A 16,874-nucleotide genomic window follows, 5' to 3' on the forward strand; every position below is an offset into this window, starting at 1 on the left:
TTGGCGATTCTTGATTGCTCAAGAATCTTATATTCTCACGATGATCTTCATCATCGCGACTCACTTACTGTTCAGTTTTCAAGGAGCAAACCGTGTTTCTCGTTTCTGCCGTTCAGCGTTTCGCTCGCAGCAGCAACTCTTATATATTAGCACGTTCGTTTTCGTTTTGCAAGTCTTTTTTTGAAATCTTTTTTATTCTACTTTTGTAGAATCAAATCCGAATTTCTAAAACCCGCGTCCAAAAACAAACATCCAATCTCGCAATCGCTCGACTGGACTTTTAATATAACATATTGCCGATTACATTTCAAGCCCTAATCCAATATTCTTTACGCAACGCAACATTTCTGCACAATATCAGTTTTAAAAACAAACAAAGGAGCATCTATTGCGTTGACCACGCTAAATTGAGTTTCTGTTCGAAATGGAACTGATCCTTCTCCCTAGCACTCCGTAAAGTCAAAGCGGTCCGCACCATGATGCTCCTTCACGTCAATCCCCAGCCTCTTAACTTGATGTGTTTTTCATTGTTGCTGCGCTTCCGTTTTCTCGGTCTCATAGTCGAAGCAAGGATAAGAACCAAGCACCCTCACCTGACAACCGAGCGCCGCGATTTCTTCGATTGCCGCTTTTAAAAGAACAGAATCTCCAGCTTCAAGCACATCAATATAGAAGTAGTAGTTGCCCAGCTTCTTTTTGGTCGGGCGCGATTCGATTCTGGACAGGTTCAATCTTCTCCAGGCGAAAGCCGACAGTACCTGATGCAAAGCTCCCGCGTAATCTTCCGGCAAAATGACTTGCATGCTCGTCTTCTCATGCTCGCTATGTTTGTCTAGGTTAATCCGCTCCGGGCCAATCAATACGAAGCGAGTGTAGTTGTTGTCGTGATCCGTCACCCGCTCGGCAAGTACATCCAGGCCATAACGTTCCGCGCCGAGTCGAGTTGAAAAGGCAGCCCAGCCGCTTTCCGGATGTGCCGCCGCTTGAGCTGCGCCCTCCGCCGTACTGCTTGCGTTTTCAAGTTCTGCATTAAGCAGATGCTCACTAATAAAGGTTCGACACTGCGCAATTGCAACAGGATGAGACAATACCTTGCGGATTTTTGAAAAATCGAGATTGCCGTCTTCTCCAACAAATTCTTCTTGGCGACCGACAAGATTCTGAATCGACGGATATACCCACTCGGCGCGCATCGGAATATCAACTTCATTAACCAGCCAATCCATATGCAAGCTGACCGAGCCTTCGATCGTATTTTCGACCGGAATAACCGCGTAATCAGCTTTCCCCTGAACTACGGCCATAAAAACATCGGAAATCAATTTATAATGAATCAATTCGACCGGTTCGTTTCCCAGCAGATAATCGACTGCTTCATGAGAAACGGAACCTGCCGGAAGCAGTGCAATACGTTTCATGACGAAATTTCTCCTTTAATCGTTTCCAGAAAAAGATCCGGATGAATCCCGCTTTCGCAAACGGCTCCTTCCAAGTCAGGCTCCAACCAGAGCGTACGGGCTTGGATTCCGTTTTCCGACATTACGCTTTGCATAAAGGCTTCCAGTTGATCGAACTCGGACGAAGTACGGTCAACCAGCGCAAGCAAAGTCGGTCCGGCTCCGCTAAGCGAAGCACCGAGTGCTCCATATTGAGTCGCTTGTTCCAGAATCTTTTCCATTCCCGGAACAAGCACGGCACGGTAAGGCTGATGCAATCGGTCCTTCATCGCAGAAGACAGCAGGTCTAACCGTCCCGCCGCCAAGGCAGCAGTCAGCAACGAAGAACGACTGATATTATAAACGGCATCCTGAATGCTGAGCTGCTCCGGCAAAACCGCACGCGCTGCCGATGTCGCCAATTCGAACTCGGGAATCAGCGCCAGAACTTTCAAGTTTCGAGGCGGCTCGATACGAACGTAATCCGCATGTTCGCCGTCCCACGCAGCTGCGATGATGCCGCCGAATAGCGATGCGCCAACGTTGTCCGGGTGCCGTTCCAGTCCTGTCGCCAAATCGAACAATCGATCGTTGGATAGCGGCGAACCGATCAGCGCATTTGCAGCCGCCATCCCGGCGATGATCGCCGAGGCGCTGCTGCCGAGTCCGCGCGTCAACGGAATGTCCGAGCGCATCCCGATCTCCAGTTCCGGAACATCGACGCCTGCTTCTTTGAACACGAGCTGAGCCACTTTGTAGATCAAGTTATCTTTATCCGCCGGGATTCCTTCAAAACCATCACCTGAAAAATGTACGACCGTACGTTCCGACTTGCGCATCTCTAGCCAAATATACAGGGAAAGCGACATGCCGAGCGTATCGAATCCCGGTCCCAAGTTGGCCGTGCTGGCCGGAACCCTGACGCGTACCGATCCGGCATTTTCGTTGATCATGATGTCCTGCTCCTTCCGACTTGTCCAGCAACGTCAGAGTCAATGCTCTACTCCAACGCCGCTTTTTTTCTGCACCCTATAGGGTTACGTTCAGCCTTCTACTCGATACACGCTCATGATCCGACGAACGACTTCCAACTCGTCAAATCGCTTTAATACTTTGTCGATGCTTTCTTTGCTTGCTTTATGTGTGACAATCACGATTTCCGCATTCGGGTTCAGCTCGTTCGGTTGTTGAACCACAGAGGCGAGACTGACTTCATATTCGGTAAAGATTTGCGTGATGCGCGCCAATACGCCCGCTTTATCGTCCACGTGCAGCAAAATGAAGTTTTTGAACTCGATTTCCGCATCGGTTTTGAGCTTTTTGGGTTTATGCGGCGCGATCTGCTTAAGTCCGTTGACGCCGAGGCGCAGATTTTTGATCACGGAGACCAAATCCGCCACGACCGATGTCGCAGTAGGCATCTCGCCGGCGCCCGCTCCGTAAAACATCGTTTCGCCCACAGCTTCACCGTACACGTAAACCGCGTTGAACACACCGTTTACCGAAGCAATCGGATGCGAAGCCTTGACCATCGTCGGCTGGACGCTGATCGAGATGGCATCGTCGTCGCGATCCGCGATTCCGAGCAGCTTGATCTCGTACCCCAAGTTTCTCGCATACGCGATATCGGATTGGCTGACGCCGGAGATGCCTTTTACCTGCACATCGGCAAGCTCGACGTTGGTTCGGAAACCGAGCGTGCCCAGAATGGTCATCTTGCGCGCGGCGTCCAGCCCTTCCACGTCCGAAGTCGGATCGGATTCCGCGTAACCGAGCTGCTGGGCTTCTTTGAGCACATCCTCGTAAGACACGCCTTCTTTGCTCATTTTGGTCAGCATATAGTTGGTCGTGCCGTTTACGATCCCCATGATCTTCGTAATCCGGTCCGACGAGAAGCCTTCGATCAAGGTGCGAATAATCGGAATGCCCCCGGCTACGCTGGCTTCGTAAAAGACGTCGCATTTCATCTGTTGAGCCTTGGCCAGAATCTCCGTGCCATACAGCGCCATCAGATCTTTGTTCGCCGTTACGATATGTTTGCCCTGTGACAGAGCTTCAAGAATATAAGTACGGGTCTGCTCGACGCCGCCCATCACTTCCACGATCACATCGATTTCGGGATCGTGAATAACTTCCCACGGATCATCAGTCAATTTGGAAGGATCGATCGGAATATTACGCGACTTTTCCCGATCCTTGACCGAAATTTTTTCGATTACGATCGGCGAGCCTACCTGACTACTCAGATCCTCCTGGTGCATATCCACGATCCGCACGACACCCGTTCCTACCGTGCCCAGACCGAGCAATCCAACTTTTATCGGCTTGTTACTCACGTACAATTTCCTCCCCGTCCCTATGCAGTCCTTGCTATAGCAATGGTATTGCCATACCCGCTGCTCGTTCCGATTTCAAAAATGTGTTCCGTTTGCGTCGACTTATCCTTGCCCGATCACAACGACCCGGCTGACGCCCGCTACCGATTCCAGCGAAGCGGTCAGGCGCCCCAGTTCTTCGTGCAGTCTCGACGTTTCTACCGATAATACCACATTCGCCGTACCTTGCAGCGGAATGCTCTGATTGATCGTGAGTACGTTACCGCCGCTTTCCGCAATCAACCCGAGCACTTTAAACAAAATCCCCGCGCGGTGTTCAAGCAGCAGCGACAACGTCACCAATCTTTCCCGATCCAACTGATTGACCTGATGAATACCGTCCTTATACTTGTAAAAAGCACTCCGACTGATCCCCGCGATCGCGACCGCTTCGTTGACCGTCTTCGCTTGCCCGCCGGCCAACAGCTCTTTCACATGCAGCGTCTTCAAGATTGCTTCCGGTAAAATATCTTCTCTAGCCAAGTAATAACGCTCTTTCATTTAACGTCCTCTCCTTAAAGACCACTGTTTTCATATAGCGGACATTATATCGAATAAACCGACTTAGCGTCAACCCTTTACAGCAAAAAAGTTACACAGTACGTTAATCTTATATAAAATCAAATCCCTTTTCCAACGCAAAAAAGCGAAGCGCCCTAGGAGACGCCCCGCTTATCCATTGCAAATAGATAGATAAACTATTGTTTGATCGCATAGCCCGTTAACAAACGGGCGCCTGCGATCCTCTTTTATCTCTTGATCTTATTCTGTCGATCTTGTGCCCTAATTCAAGCCCGAGCCCAGAAGCGGCGAGGGTATTCCCTCTACCACCCCAGCGAGCGGTTTGCGATTGGAGCGACTTTTGGCTTTCCTTCTACTGCCGGACCATACCAGGGTCCGCAGAGGAAAACAAGCCGGAGCGACAAGCGCAAACCGCTCGCCTACGCTCAATAATAGCTGCTGCCCTCAACAAACTCGAACTCGAAGTCGGCGATCCGAACGATCGTGCCGTCTTTCGCCCCGCGCTTGCGCAGCTCATCGTCGACGCCCATATGACGCAGCGTGCGCGCCAATTTCAGAATCGCATCATGCGTAGTCAACTGCATCCGCTTCATCATGCGTTCGATTTGGACGCTTTCGACGACGAACATCTCGTTCTCGCGACGAATCGTGAAGCCCTCTTCCTTGGCTTCTTCGACGCGATACACTTTGCGCTCGACCTGCTCGGCAGCTTCTTCGATCGCCGGAACGTCCGCGATCGAATCCAACACATCGACTGCCCGATACATGAGTTCCTTCACACCTTGACGGGTCAATGAAGAAATCGCCATGATCTCGATATCCGGATTGATTTCCGCGACTTTTTCTTTGAAGACGCGCAGATTTTCTTCCGAATCCGGCATGTCCATTTTGTTGGCTGCGACAATCTGCGGGCGCTTCTCAAGCTCTGCGTTGTACAGCTTGATTTCTTCGTTGATCTTCATCCAATCGTCGAACGGGTCCCGTCCTTCGGAGCCGGACATATCCACCACGTGGATGATAACCCGCGTACGCTCGACGTGGCGCAGGAACTCGTGGCCAAGACCGATGCCTTCATGCGCGCCTTCGATCAGGCCGGGCAAGTCGGCCATAACGAAGCTACGGCCGTCGTCGATTCCAACCACGCCGAGGTTTGGAGTGATAGTCGTAAAGTGATAAGCTCCGATCTTCGGCGTTGCCGCGGATACGACCGACAGCAGCGTCGACTTGCCTACGCTAGGGAAGCCGACCAAACCGACATCCGCCATGACTTTAAGCTCAAGCACGATATAACGTTCTTTGCCTTCTTCGCCATGTTCCGCAAGTTCCGGAGCCGTATTGTTTTGCGTGGCCATACGAACATTGCCGCGTCCTCCGCGTCCTCCGCGGGCAACGACGATTTCCTGACCGTTACGGGTCATATCCGCCAGAACTTCCTGAGTGTCGTCATCGATCACCAATGTACCGGGAGGAATACGAACTACCATGTTTTCGGCATTCGCGCCATACTGATTTTTATTGCGTCCTTTTTCTCCGCGTTGAGCTTTGAAATGGCGCTGATAACGGAAATCCATCAGCGTACGCAAGCCTTCGTCGACGCGGAAAATGATGTCGCCGCCTCGACCGCCGTCGCCGCCGGCAGGCCCGCCGTTCGGCACGTATTTTTCGCGTCGGAACGCAACCATACCGTCTCCGCCGTCGCCGGCTTTTACATAAATCTTCGCTTTATCTACAAACATGGATTCACCTCTTCTAGATGGTGTACGCATCCCATGCACAAAAGCTTGATGGCTGCGTACGCATTTCAAATTAAACAGGAAGCTTCCAACGAATCAAAGTTCCGCAATCGGAAGCTTCCGCCGATAAGGCACAGGATTCAAGAGCTTCTTCAACCGCGTGATGCAAAACAGATGCCGCCTGCGGATCATTTTCCGGTTCGATGAACAAAGTCGCTTCCCCGCCCTCTTCGCCGAACACGATACGCAGCGCAGGTTCCGCAGCTTGCGCCGCAAGTCCCGAATAGCGATAAGCCGCCATTCCTGCTCTCACCGCACGAATAAGCCCTTCTTCCTCTTCCGGCGTCAGGCTCCCTACATACTGAAGTTCCTGGTCCGCCTGGATGTGCAGCGCCACTTCCCGATTTTCCCCTTTGATCGTCATCAGGTAAAAAACAAGTTCAGGAAGTCCAAGCTTCGCAATTCGGCCTTCTTTATGCATTTCTGCGCTCACTCTGCTTACGATCTCTTCGACCCGCTCTGATTTGCCCATTCTTGCGTATCCGAAAATCAGTTGAAGATCGTTCATCCAATCATGCCGTTGATGACTGAGGACATTGAGGAAGAACTTTTGCATGGATTGTCTCAATTCCTGAAGCTCCCGATTCTTGCGGCGTTTCTCCCGTTCGGACAAAAGAAAGAACACGGCAGCAAGCCATGCTACCAGCAGGATAAACGTGATCACTCTTGGGAAAATCCAAGCCAGAACCAAGGGAACTGCGGTAGATAACGGCAGTATCAAGGATAAGTCCCTCCACCTTCTCATCGGCTCTCTCCGTTTCTGATACGTAGTTAGTCTGAGTATACCCAGAATTCGGCAAAAATCCAAGCCGGCATAGGCCAAGAACATCCTGTTTCTGAGCAAGCCTTTCAACAAAAAAAGACCTTCGGTACGAATACCGAAGGCTTCTTGATTACCCGTTAGGTCTTAGGCCTCTACGGAAGCTGCTACGTCAGCAACTTGTACCGGGTAGACGCTGACTTTTTTGCGGTCACGGCCGAGACGTTCGAATTTCACAACGCCATCGATCAGAGCAAACAAAGTGTCGTCTTTGCCAATACCTACGTTCGTTCCCGGGTGAATCTTCGTTCCGCGCTGACGGAAGATGATTCCGCCGCCGCGTACGGCTTGACCGTCCGCACGTTTAGCGCCAAGGCGCTTCGAGTGGCTGTCACGACCGTTTTTCGTCGAACCTACACCCTTTTTGGAAGCGAATAACTGGAGATCCAATTTCAACATAGTGGTCTACCTCCTTCTTTGCTTATTTTGTAACGTTGTCGATCCGAATATATTCACGATAAGAATTCACGATTGCCTCCAGCATGACCACCATTGAATCGAGAATCAGCTCGGCTTTAGCCTTGAGTTCGTCCGATTCAATCGGCGGAAGACTTCCGCTGAGAAAACCATTCTTCATTCGGGTACTCATAACCGTTCCCGCAAGCACTTCGACTGAGTTCACCGTCCCGACCGTAATGGCCGAAATAGCAGCACAGACGATATCCTCACCAGGATCGGCATATCCCGCATGACCCTTAACCCGAAAAGCCGTTATCTTCCCGTCTGGCGATCTAACAATTTGGACGATAACCAAGTTATCAACCTCAATTATGCTTGGATTTTTTCGATCGTTACCTTAGTGTAAGGTTGGCGATGGCCTTGTTTCTTGTGGTAGTTCTTCTTAGGCTTGTATTTATATACAACAACCTTTTGGCCTTTACCGTGTTTTTCAACTTTCGCCGTTACTGTTGCTCCGGATACCAACGGGGCACCAACTGTCAGTCCGTTTTCTTGGGAAACGGCCAGGACACGGTCGAACGTTACGCTTTCGCCGTCTGCGGCTTCCAGCTTCTCGATGAACAGAACGTCGCCCTCTTGGACTTTGTACTGTTTACCACCTGTTTCGATAATTGCGTACATCTTCTTGCACCTCCTCATGTCTCAGACTCGCCTGGTTCGGGTGGATTTTCTGCAAGCAGCAATCGCTTAGACCCGGCCTGTGCGGTTACAGCATGTTGTGCAAAGTGAAGTACACCGGCACACATACCAACGTATCTTAGCATGCCTTTTGTTAAAAGTCAACGGGTCAACGAATCATAATTCGTCCTGTTCCACCACATGCCGCACAGGTTTCATAAAAGAGTCCCGCACCGCTTTCACGCACCTTTTTGCGGGTCATTTCCAACAATCCGAGTTTTGTCCAACCCACGATATGCGACTGGGTGCGATCTTTGGCGAGCCTTTCCTCAAGACGGTTCCATACACGGGTTCGATTCTGTTCTTCCTGCATATCGATAAAGTCCACGATCACGATACCGCCGACGTCGCGAAGCCTAAGCAACCTGGCAATTTCCTGCGCAGCTTCAAGATTCGTATCGGTTACCGTCGTTTCCAAGCTATCGTCCGCTCCCGTGAATTTTCCTGTATTGACGTCCACGACGGTCAATGCCTCGGTCTGATCCCATACCAGTGTCCCGCCTCCGGGCAAGCGGATCTTACGGCCGAAGTCCCGATGAAGCTGATGTTCGACCTGATATGCTTCGAACAGAGGCGTTGGTTCTCGATGGAAAAGAACCCGAGTCTCGGTACCTGGCAGTATTCGCTCCAAATAAGCATGAGTTCGTTCGTGTTGCGCAGCATCGTCTACGATCAATTCATCAGAACCGGGATTAAAAACATCCCGAATCATGCGCTGTGTCAGGTCCAGATCACGGTACAACTCCTCTGGCGCCTCTAAGGTTTCGGAAGCTGTGCAGATCTCTTGCCATTGACTGCGAAGCTGGAGCAGATCCTCAAGCAGTATCGCATCTGCTTCGCCGCCTGCCACCGTACGCAAAATCATCCCCTCGCCGGGATTCCGCATCTGTTCCCCTAGTGTTTTGAGTCTCGTACGCTCGGATTCCGGTTCTACTTTCTTGGACACGGCTACATAATCCGCTTCAGGCATATAGACGATATGACGCCCGGGAAGCGAATAATGGGTCGTCACTCGTGCGCCTTTTCCGCCCAGCGGCTCCTTGGAAATCTGCACCAGAAGTTGTTGGCCTTTACGCGCAATTTGTTCAATAGAAGGTTTGGATTTGGGCTGTCGTTCCAAGTGAGCAGGCAGCATATCATCAATATATAAAAAGGCATTCTTCTTCAATCCGATGTCTACAAAAGCAGCCTGCATGCCGGGCAGCACGTTAACAATCCGTCCTTTATAAAAGTTTCCGGCGATCCCATGCTCCTGAACGCGTTCTGCGGCAAACTCAATCAGGCAGCCGTCCTCAAGCAACGCCGCCTGCGTCCACTCCGCTTCATTATGCACAACCAGTTGTTTCATGTGTCACCTCTTGCCCTACATTTTATTGGCGGGCTATGCCTATGAGTGCGCAACTTGCCTCTATTTCACTAGACGCGATTGGGCTGAAAAAAGTTTCGCTTGCTCGTATTTCTACGTCAAAAAGCCCCTTCTACCAAAAGTGAAGGGGCTTGATCGCGATAACGTTATGACTTGCCGCCGCCAAAAAGTTTCCGAAATAGATTGAAGCGGCCTTTTTTCTCATCCAACTGCATAAGCGGAACCGTATCCCCTTGAATGCGACGCGAAATGTTACGGTACGCGATCGAAGCTTTAGAATCCGGATTCATGACGGTCGGCTCGCCGGTATTGGCCGCCTTGATGACCATCTCGTCGTCCGGCACGATGCCGAGCAGATCGATGTTAAGCACTTGAAGCACTTCATCCACATCAAGCATTTCGCCGGCTTTGACCATGTTCGGACGAATCCGATTGACGACCAATTTCGGCGATCCGATATGCGAGCTTTCCAACAGTCCGATCACGCGGTCGGCATCGCGCACGGCCGCGTTTTCCGGCGTCGTGACGACAATCGCCTGATCGGCGCCTGCGATCGCGTTTTTGAAGCCTTGTTCGATACCCGCGGGGCAGTCGATCAGCACATACTGGAATTCGGCTTTCAATTCAAGGATGATATCGCGGATTTGCTCCGGCGATACTGCATTTTTATCTTTGGTTTGCGCAGCCGGAAGCATGTACAACTCTTCGAAGCGTTTATCTTTTACCAGCGCCTGATGCAAGCGGCAACGCCCGTCAGCCACATCGCAAATGTCGTAAATGATCCGGTTTTCCAGTCCCATCACGACATCCAAGTTGCGAAGGCCGATATCGGTGTCGACCAAGCACACCTTTTTGCCGAGCAGTGCCAGCGCCGTTCCGATATTGGCCGTGGTCGTCGTTTTGCCGACGCCGCCTTTTCCCGAAGTGACGACTATAGCCTCTCCCATCTTCTACACTCCTTTGAACACATTCAGATCCCGGCGCAGCCGGGCGATATTCGCCATCTTGTCGATCTGCATCTGCCCGTCCTTCAGATAGGCGAACTCCATCTGCGTCTCATGCGGATGGGCGCTGCTTTCTTCGGCACTATCTGGCGGACGACTGATGACTTCGGCAATTCGCAGCTGCGTCGGTGCCAGATACGAAGCTCCAACAATCGCATGTTCGCTGCCTTCCGAGCCGGCATGAGCCATTCCGCGCAGCGCTCCGAGGATATAGATATCTCCGGTACACACAATCGAACCCCCTGGATTAACATCACCCAAAAACAGCAGGTTTCCATCATGTTGGAGCACCTGCCCGGAACGGACCATGCCGCTCATTGTCGCGATCGGTACGCGCAATACCGCATTTTCCCGAAGCTCAGCGGTTTTCGAACCTTCGATCGAACGCACGAGCAAGTTACGCTTGCTTCGCAATACATCCAAAATTTGCAGCTTCTGCTCGTCCGATAAATCACGGCCCCCGAACCGCACATCAATCGAAACCAGCGGACCGCTAAGAAACGTTTCGCTATTCTCCAACATTTCCCGCAATCCGGTCAGCAATTCATCGAATTCGCATCGTTCGTCTAACCGGAACACGAGACCATCTTTGATTCCCTTGATTGTAATGAGATTGCGCTTGATGGACATCTCCCCCGCTCCCCTTCGACTTGAATGTTTCGAGACGAAGGTTCCTTTCTCCTGCACGAATCGCATAAAAGTTGCCGCAGATCCGCCGCTTCAAAACGATCGCTCGCTTTTCGAAGCGACGAATCTTACTCTTTCACGTCTTTTTTCGGACGAAGCGGCATCTTGTCGAATTGCCGACGGATCGGCACATAGATGATTAACGCAAAAACGAGCCGGAACAACAAGTCAGGAATGATATATTGGATCAACGCCCAGTCGTACGTTTGCTCATTGAAATTAAATACGGTGTAGATACCGAACAACATGCTGTCCAAAATGAAACTTCCGAGCATGACGACCGTAAGCATAACGGGCAGCGGCGCTTTGGGAAGTTGAAAAATCAACCCCAGCACGTAGGCCGTAAAACCCATCGTGAAGGAATACGGCCCCAGCATCGCACCGTAGTACACGATGTCGTGCACCATGCCGAACACGGCACCCAGTACCATGCCCGCATAGCGGTGACGGTATACGGAAACGAACAGCACGCAGACGAATACCAGGTTCGGCATCAGGTGAGGCATCCAAGCGTCGGGCAGGAACCACGGCAGCACGCTGCCGTCGATCAGGAAGATCACGAAAAGCAGCAGGACGAGAAACTGTTTGCGCCAGGTCATGGCGTACCGTCTCCCTCGTTTGGATCGATACCCGGAATGACAACAAAGAGTTCTTTCCATTCGACGAAGCTCGCGGTAGGTTTGATTAACGCCGTCTCGGTCAGGCCGAATTCGCTCGGAGTCACTTGCATGACTTCGCCCAGTACGATTCCCGCCGGGAACACGCCGCCGCTGCCTGAGGTAACCACTGTATCATAAGGCTCGAGCTTTGTTTTGTTCGGATCGATTCCTGTCATCAACAGACGCTTTTTGTTTTTGTCGTAGCTTTCCACAATACCGAAAGTATCGGCTTTTCCCGTTACCGTAGCCGCAATCGCGTAGCTGTCAGGCGAAGTCAGGCTCAGCGACGTGATCAGTTGAATCGTCGAGGTGTAATCGGTCGTTGTGCTGACAATGCCGACCATGCCTTCGATACTCGTTACAGCCTGACCCACGGCAACGCCGTCTTTCGAACCCACATCGATATTAACGGTGGGGTTATTGACATCGTCGTTGACCGAGATTACATGGGCAAACCGATAATACTTATTCGCGTTTCTTTTTTGCATTTCCGTAAAATCAAGGTCTTTTTGCAAATTCTCATTGTCTGTCTTGAGCTTGCGGTAGTCAATGACCTGCCGCTGAAGCTCGACAAGCTGAACGCGATAATTTTCGTTTTCTTCGTAAACAGCGTTCAAGTCCGCGATATCTTCAAAAAATCCCGATACCGCTGCCGCAGGCTTATTCACTATGCGCTGCGTAAAGCCGACCGTGTCCTTGACGAACTTCTCCGGCCAAGTCAGTCCGATCCGGTCGCCGAGCGTGACGCCCATCAGGGCAACGAAAAGAACGATCACGATCAACAGGATAAATAGTTTGCGATTTCCGAGCAGTCTAAACAGTTCGAACACCCTCTAACATTGCTGAATTGTTCATGAATATAGACACCCTTCGTTTATCCGCGTTTCGAACGGGACTTGAACAGGTGGATATTGTCGAGCGCGCGTCCTGTACCGATTGCGACGCAGTCCAGCGGATTTTCGGCTACGATAACCGGCATTCCTGTCTCGCCTGCAAGCAATTTATCCAAGTTGCGAAGCAATGCGCCGCCGCCTGTCAGGACAATACCGCGATCCATAATGTCGGCTGCCAATTCCGGCGGGCATTTTTCCAATGTAACTTTAACTGCTTCGATAATCGAGCTTACCGTATCAGCCAACGCTTCCGTAATTTCATGCGAAGTGATGGAGATCGTTTTAGGCAAACCGCTTACCAGGTCGCGACCTCGAATTTCGATCGTTTCCGGCGTTTCGAGCTGGATCGCCGAACCGATTTCCATTTTCAACATTTCCGACGTGCGCTCGCCGATCATGAGGTTATATTGACGTTTCACGTATTGAATGATGGACTCGTCCATTTCGTCGCCCGCTACGCGCACCGAACGCGCGGTTACGATCCCGCCGAGCGAGATGACCGCAACTTCGGTCGTACCGCCGCCGATATCGACAACCATGCTGCCTGTCGGCTCCCATACCGGAAGGTCTGCGCCGATTGCGGCCGCAAACGGCTCTTCGATCGTATACGCTTCGCGAGCGCCGGCTTGTTTGGTTGCATCTTCGACCGCGCGCTGTTCAACCGCAGTAATCCCCGACGGCACGCATACCATGACGTTCGGATGGCGTTGGAAGAACGAGCGTTTTTTCTGCGCTTGATTAATAAAATATTTGATCATTGTCGCCGTCGTATCGAAGTCCGCGATTACGCCGTCTTTCATCGGACGAATGGCGCGAATGTTCCCCGGCGTACGGCCGATCATTTTTTTCGCGTCTTCGCCTACCGCTTCGATCGTTTTCGTGTCGGTACGAAGCGCGACAACGGAAGGTTCTCTCACTACAATGCCTTTTCCCCGTACGTATACCAGTGTGTTTGCTGTTCCCAAATCGATACCCAGATCTTTATTGCCCATCATTTTCAATTAACTCCTTTTCTCATTCGAGTTCAATTTTCACATAAATCCCTGTTCTTTGAGGCTGACAAATCGACCATCGCCTACCACAATATGGTCAAGTACGTCGATTCCTACAATTTGCCCGGATTCGACTAAACGCTTGGTAATCGCGATATCTTCCGGACTTGGAGCCGGATCGCCGCTTGGATGATTATGAGCGCAGACGATCGAAGCGCTGCTATATTTGATCGCGGCGCGAAAAACTTCGCGCGGATGGACGATTGAAGCATTAAGACTCCCGATCGACAACGTTTCCTGCGCGATGACAACATTTTTTGTATTTAGAAAAAGGCAAACGAAATGTTCTTTTTGAAGGTATCTGAGCTGTTCGGTCAACAGCTCCGCCGCATCGCGCGGACTGCGAATCACGACCGATTCAGTCAGACGTGAGGCCACCATGCGCCGCCCCAATTCGATCGCCGCTCTTAGTTGAACGGCCTTTGCCGGGCCCACGCCCTTGATTTCTACCAGTTCTTCGACTCCCGAGTCTGCAAGGCCGCGAAGCCCGCCCGACTGCATCAGTATACGTTGAGCGATCATGATCGCCGATTCGCTGCGCGTTCCGGTTCGGAGCAGGATGGCCAGCAGTTCCGCATGGCTAAGCGCCTGCGCTCCGTATTGCAGCATTCGTTCTCTCGGTCGTTCTTCACGAGGAAGATCACGAAGCATAATATTCGACAATTCCATTTTTGCAGTCGTCCCTTCGAAATGGAACGCCGCTTCCGTGTTCAACTTGTGTATTCGATCATGGCAGGATCGGGACATGCGCTTGTTCAACCCAAAAACGGCAGCACCGATTTGCCCCTTTTAAACAATACCAGCTAAAAGCGGCTTGTCAACCTGAAGCCCGCGCGCCGCATCATGCAGCTTCCTTCGCCTGATTTTCAAGACAAAGGCTATGTAACCTTGTCATTATACCACGGCCGTCGCCCGCAATCGAGTCGGCCTATTTTTCGAGTTGATTCGGCGGCACGAAGTTAACCTAAAGCATGAATCCCGAACTGCCCCAGCATCCGGTACAGAGCCGCAATCGGCAGACCGACAATCGTATGATAGTCGCCTTCGATTCGCTCGACGAATACCGCACCTAGACCCTGAACGGCATAAGAGCCTGCTTTGTCCATCGGCTCTCCTCCGGCAACATAAGCCTCGATCTCTGATTCCGCAATGCTGCGCATGGTGACGCCGGCCCGACTGAAATCGGACAATTCACGTTCGCCGGAACCTTGAATACAAGCTAACCCCGTATAGACCTGATGCGTACGTCCGGATAAAGCTTTCAGCATTCGCTTGGCGTCTGCCTCATCTGTCGGTTTCCCCAAGACGACACCATCCAATACCACGATCGTATCGCTGCCGATGACAATAGCATCATGAGGAACACCTTCGGCAATGACGGCCTGAGCCTTGCGCAACGCCAGTTCCTGCACGATGCGCTCCGGCGACCAATCGTCCGGTACGCTTTCGTCCGCATCGCTAACTTTCACTTCAAAAGGCAAATTCAAAAGCGAAAGCAGCTCCCGTCTTCTCGGAGAGCCCGAAGCGAGGATCAGCGGCTTTTCTTGTTGAGTCATCCTATTGTTCCTCCTTCAAAATAGCCCTTCATTATTATAAGGGAACAATACTGCCGTCTCAAGCTTGCTCCGCTGTAAGAAAAAAGCCGCTCCCTCGCGATGCGGCGGGGAACGGCTTTCTAGCAGCCTTTGCGAATGCCTGTTTATCTTAAAAGGCTATTGCGATTGGAAATTTCGATATTTACGTATTACAGGTTTCGATTCTTCCAGTCTTCCGCGAGCTTATGCGAGACTTTCCAGATATCGCCTGCGCCCATCGTAATGACCAGGTCGCCGTCTTGAATGCGTCCCGACAAATGCTCCAGCGCTTCTTCCTTAGTCGCCAGATATTGCGAATTGGGATTGCTGTTCTGCTTGATCAACTCGGTCAGCGATGAGGAATGAACGCCTTCGATCGGCTCCTCGCCGGCCGGCGAGTAGATATCGACGATGATCGCCTCATCGGCGTCCGAGAACGCCCGGCTGAACGCGTCAAGCAGGAAGAAAGTCCGCGTGTAGCGCTGCGGCTGGAACACGGCAACAATGCGTTTGCCCGTTGATTTCGCTGCACGCAGCGTGGCTTCGATCTCGGTCGGATGGTGCGCGTAATCATCGACAACCAGTACGCCTGCCGCATCGGCCAACACTTGGAAGCGACGCTTCGCGCCATGGAACTTCGACAACCCGACAGCCGCTTCTTCGAACGGAATGCCGCTCTTCAGGCAGGCAATCAGTGCAGCCGTTGCATTATAGACGTTATATTTGCCCGGCACAAACAGATTTACGCGTCCCAGTTCTTTCCCTTCCGTGCTTACCGTAAACGAAGCGCGACGGTCGCCCAGGTCGATGTCCGAAATGCGGTAATCCGCGTCTTCGCCCATGCCGTAAGTCACGAGTTTGCAAGTAAGCTTCGGCTTCAATTCGCGCAAATTCTCGTCGTCGGCGCATACGATCGCCAGACCGTCCTCGCGTGTCTGATTCAGGAATTGCACATACGCTTCCTTGATTTTCTCGAAGCTGCCTTCGTAGTTTTCCAAATGGTCGGCTTCGATATTGGTCACGATGCTGATGTACGGATGATACTGCAAAAACGTACCGTCGCTCTCATCCGCTTCCGCTACGACAAAATCGCTTTTGCCCGCTTTGGCATTGGTACCGAAACCTACGATTTCGCCGCCGATAATGTACGTCGGATCCGTTCCGCATTCTTCCATCGCAAGCGCGGTCATGGATGACGTAGTCGTCTTACCGTGCGCTCCCGCTACCGCGATGCCTTGACGCTCGTTGAGCAGGCGCGCCAGCATTTGCGAACGGTGAATGGTCGGAATTCCAAGACGCAAAGCTTCGACGCGCTCCACGTTATCTTCAGGCAGCGCCGTCGAATAAACGACCGTATCGGCGCCCTCCACGTATTCGGCTTTGTGGCCGTAATGGATGGTCGCGCCTCCTTCAACCAATCTTTTGGTAAGGCTTTGTTCAGCCACGTCGGAACCCGTAATTTTGTAGCCCATTTCCAGCAGTACCCGGGCGATCGCGCTCATGCCGTAACCGCCGATGCCGATGAAATGGATGTGTTCTGTTTTTTTCATAATACG

At 51.7% G+C, this 16,874-nt stretch carries 19 protein-coding genes and 1 other annotated feature; of the genes, 1 reads left to right on the forward strand and 18 read right to left on the reverse strand.

What is annotated here, in order from left to right; genetic code table 11:
• A partial coding sequence (locus SACSAC_RS28320) for a hypothetical protein (protein WP_211251350.1) occupies window positions 1-184 on the forward strand: 184 nt, incomplete at its 5' end.
• 340 nt (window positions 185-524) lie between these two features.
• Here SACSAC_RS28320 and pheA read toward each other — a convergent pair.
• The 18 genes from pheA to murC all read right to left on the reverse strand — a co-directional run bounded on the left by pheA (window position 525) and on the right by murC (window position 16,868).
• Window positions 525-1,418 carry a prephenate dehydratase gene (pheA, locus tag SACSAC_RS21980; RefSeq protein ID WP_037290363.1) on the reverse strand — a complete coding sequence of 298 codons (894 nt, stop codon included), beginning with the start codon at window positions 1,416-1,418 and terminating at the stop codon, window positions 525-527.
• Window positions 1,415-2,389, reverse strand: a complete 975-nt coding sequence (gene thrB / locus SACSAC_RS21985) for a homoserine kinase (protein ID WP_037290366.1) — start codon at window positions 2,387-2,389, stop codon at window positions 1,415-1,417. Before thrB ends, pheA begins: the two co-directional genes overlap by 4 nt.
• 90 nt (window positions 2,390-2,479) lie before the next feature.
• Window positions 2,480-3,772 carry a homoserine dehydrogenase gene (locus SACSAC_RS21990; RefSeq protein ID WP_037290368.1) on the reverse strand — a complete coding sequence of 431 codons (1,293 nt, stop codon included), beginning with the start codon at window positions 3,770-3,772 and terminating at the stop codon, window positions 2,480-2,482.
• Between the two features lie 102 nt (window positions 3,773-3,874).
• Window positions 3,875-4,312: an ACT domain-containing protein gene (locus SACSAC_RS21995; protein WP_037290370.1), complete on the reverse strand. Its 438-nt coding sequence runs from the start codon at window positions 4,310-4,312 to the stop codon at window positions 3,875-3,877.
• Window positions 4,313-4,758: 446 nt separating this feature from the next.
• Window positions 4,759-6,069 carry a GTPase ObgE gene (gene obgE, locus SACSAC_RS22000; RefSeq protein WP_037290373.1) on the reverse strand — a complete coding sequence of 437 codons (1,311 nt, stop codon included), beginning with the start codon at window positions 6,067-6,069 and terminating at the stop codon, window positions 4,759-4,761.
• 70 nt (window positions 6,070-6,139) lie between these two features.
• Window positions 6,140-6,847 (reverse strand): Spo0B domain-containing protein, encoded by a 708-nt coding sequence (locus tag SACSAC_RS22005; RefSeq protein ID WP_169833797.1) that lies wholly within the window; start codon window positions 6,845-6,847, stop codon window positions 6,140-6,142.
• Window positions 6,848-7,033: 186 nt separating this feature from the next.
• The gene (gene rpmA / locus SACSAC_RS22010) at window positions 7,034-7,345 is read right to left on the reverse strand and encodes a 50S ribosomal protein L27 (RefSeq protein WP_018977229.1); all 312 of its coding nucleotides are present in this window, start codon (window positions 7,343-7,345) and stop codon (window positions 7,034-7,036) included.
• 22 nt (window positions 7,346-7,367) lie between these two features.
• Window positions 7,368-7,700, reverse strand: coding sequence for a ribosomal-processing cysteine protease Prp (locus SACSAC_RS22015; protein ID WP_037290377.1), 333 nt, complete (start codon window positions 7,698-7,700; stop codon window positions 7,368-7,370).
• 14 nt (window positions 7,701-7,714) lie between these two features.
• Window positions 7,715-8,026 (reverse strand): 50S ribosomal protein L21, encoded by a 312-nt coding sequence (gene rplU / locus SACSAC_RS22020; protein ID WP_037290379.1) that lies wholly within the window; start codon window positions 8,024-8,026, stop codon window positions 7,715-7,717.
• A gap of 13 nt (window positions 8,027-8,039) precedes the next feature.
• Window positions 8,040-8,123: a sequence feature (ribosomal protein L21 leader region), on the reverse strand.
• A 69-nt stretch (window positions 8,124-8,192) separates the two neighbouring features.
• Complete coding sequence (locus SACSAC_RS22025; protein ID WP_037290381.1) at window positions 8,193-9,431, reverse strand: Rne/Rng family ribonuclease; 1,239 nt, start codon at window positions 9,429-9,431, stop codon at window positions 8,193-8,195.
• 164 nt (window positions 9,432-9,595) lie between these two features.
• The gene (gene minD, locus SACSAC_RS22030) at window positions 9,596-10,396 is read right to left on the reverse strand and encodes a septum site-determining protein MinD (RefSeq protein WP_037290384.1); all 801 of its coding nucleotides are present in this window, start codon (window positions 10,394-10,396) and stop codon (window positions 9,596-9,598) included.
• A 3-nt stretch (window positions 10,397-10,399) separates the two neighbouring features.
• Window positions 10,400-11,083 carry a septum site-determining protein MinC gene (locus tag SACSAC_RS22035; RefSeq protein ID WP_037290390.1) on the reverse strand — a complete coding sequence of 228 codons (684 nt, stop codon included), beginning with the start codon at window positions 11,081-11,083 and terminating at the stop codon, window positions 10,400-10,402.
• A gap of 125 nt (window positions 11,084-11,208) precedes the next feature.
• Window positions 11,209-11,739, reverse strand: a complete 531-nt coding sequence (mreD, locus tag SACSAC_RS22040) for a rod shape-determining protein MreD (protein WP_037290392.1) — start codon at window positions 11,737-11,739, stop codon at window positions 11,209-11,211.
• A complete protein-coding gene (gene mreC, locus SACSAC_RS22045; RefSeq protein ID WP_037290394.1) occupies window positions 11,736-12,629 on the reverse strand; it encodes a rod shape-determining protein MreC in 894 nt (297 codons plus the stop codon). The genes mreD and mreC overlap by 4 nt, the downstream gene beginning before the upstream one ends.
• Window positions 12,630-12,673: 44 nt before the next feature.
• Window positions 12,674-13,687, reverse strand: coding sequence for a rod shape-determining protein (locus tag SACSAC_RS22050; protein ID WP_037290398.1), 1,014 nt, complete (start codon window positions 13,685-13,687; stop codon window positions 12,674-12,676).
• 36 nt (window positions 13,688-13,723) lie between these two features.
• Complete coding sequence (gene radC / locus SACSAC_RS22055; protein ID WP_037290401.1) at window positions 13,724-14,413, reverse strand: RadC family protein; 690 nt, start codon at window positions 14,411-14,413, stop codon at window positions 13,724-13,726.
• Window positions 14,414-14,703: 290 nt separating this feature from the next.
• A complete protein-coding gene (locus tag SACSAC_RS22060; protein WP_037290404.1) occupies window positions 14,704-15,300 on the reverse strand; it encodes a Maf family protein in 597 nt (198 codons plus the stop codon).
• Window positions 15,301-15,488: 188 nt separating this feature from the next.
• Window positions 15,489-16,868, reverse strand: coding sequence for a UDP-N-acetylmuramate--L-alanine ligase (gene murC / locus SACSAC_RS22065; RefSeq protein WP_037290407.1), 1,380 nt, complete (start codon window positions 16,866-16,868; stop codon window positions 15,489-15,491).
• Window positions 16,869-16,874 lie beyond the last annotated feature (6 nt).

The sequence above is a fragment of the Saccharibacillus sacchari DSM 19268 genome (assembly GCF_000585395.1).
In the GTDB taxonomy this organism is placed as follows: domain Bacteria; phylum Bacillota; class Bacilli; order Paenibacillales; family Paenibacillaceae; genus Saccharibacillus; species Saccharibacillus sacchari.

Excerpts from the sequence above, each read along its gene's own strand:
- pheA (WP_037290363.1), bottom strand. The coding sequence starts at position 1,418 with ATGAAACGTATTGCACTGCTTCCGGCAGGTTCCGTTTCTCATGAAGCA.
- thrB (WP_037290366.1), bottom strand. The coding sequence starts at position 2,389 with ATGATCAACGAAAATGCCGGATCGGTACGCGTCAGGGTTCCGGCCAGC.
- SACSAC_RS21995 (WP_037290370.1), bottom strand. The coding sequence starts at position 4,312 with ATGAAAGAGCGTTATTACTTGGCTAGAGAAGATATTTTACCGGAAGCA.
- obgE (WP_037290373.1), bottom strand. The coding sequence starts at position 6,069 with ATGTTTGTAGATAAAGCGAAGATTTATGTAAAAGCCGGCGACGGCGGA.
- rpmA (WP_018977229.1), bottom strand. The coding sequence starts at position 7,345 with ATGTTGAAATTGGATCTCCAGTTATTCGCTTCCAAAAAGGGTGTAGGT.
- rplU (WP_037290379.1), bottom strand. The coding sequence starts at position 8,026 with ATGTACGCAATTATCGAAACAGGTGGTAAACAGTACAAAGTCCAAGAG.
- SACSAC_RS22025 (WP_037290381.1), bottom strand. The coding sequence starts at position 9,431 with ATGAAACAACTGGTTGTGCATAATGAAGCGGAGTGGACGCAGGCGGCG.
- minD (WP_037290384.1), bottom strand. The coding sequence starts at position 10,396 with ATGGGAGAGGCTATAGTCGTCACTTCGGGAAAAGGCGGCGTCGGCAAA.
- SACSAC_RS22035 (WP_037290390.1), bottom strand. The coding sequence starts at position 11,083 with ATGTCCATCAAGCGCAATCTCATTACAATCAAGGGAATCAAAGATGGT.
- mreD (WP_037290392.1), bottom strand. The coding sequence starts at position 11,739 with ATGACCTGGCGCAAACAGTTTCTCGTCCTGCTGCTTTTCGTGATCTTC.
- SACSAC_RS22050 (WP_037290398.1), bottom strand. The coding sequence starts at position 13,687 with ATGATGGGCAATAAAGATCTGGGTATCGATTTGGGAACAGCAAACACA.
- radC (WP_037290401.1), bottom strand. The coding sequence starts at position 14,413 with ATGGAATTGTCGAATATTATGCTTCGTGATCTTCCTCGTGAAGAACGA.
- SACSAC_RS22060 (WP_037290404.1), bottom strand. The coding sequence starts at position 15,300 with ATGACTCAACAAGAAAAGCCGCTGATCCTCGCTTCGGGCTCTCCGAGA.
- murC (WP_037290407.1), bottom strand. The coding sequence starts at position 16,868 with ATGAAAAAAACAGAACACATCCATTTCATCGGCATCGGCGGTTACGGC.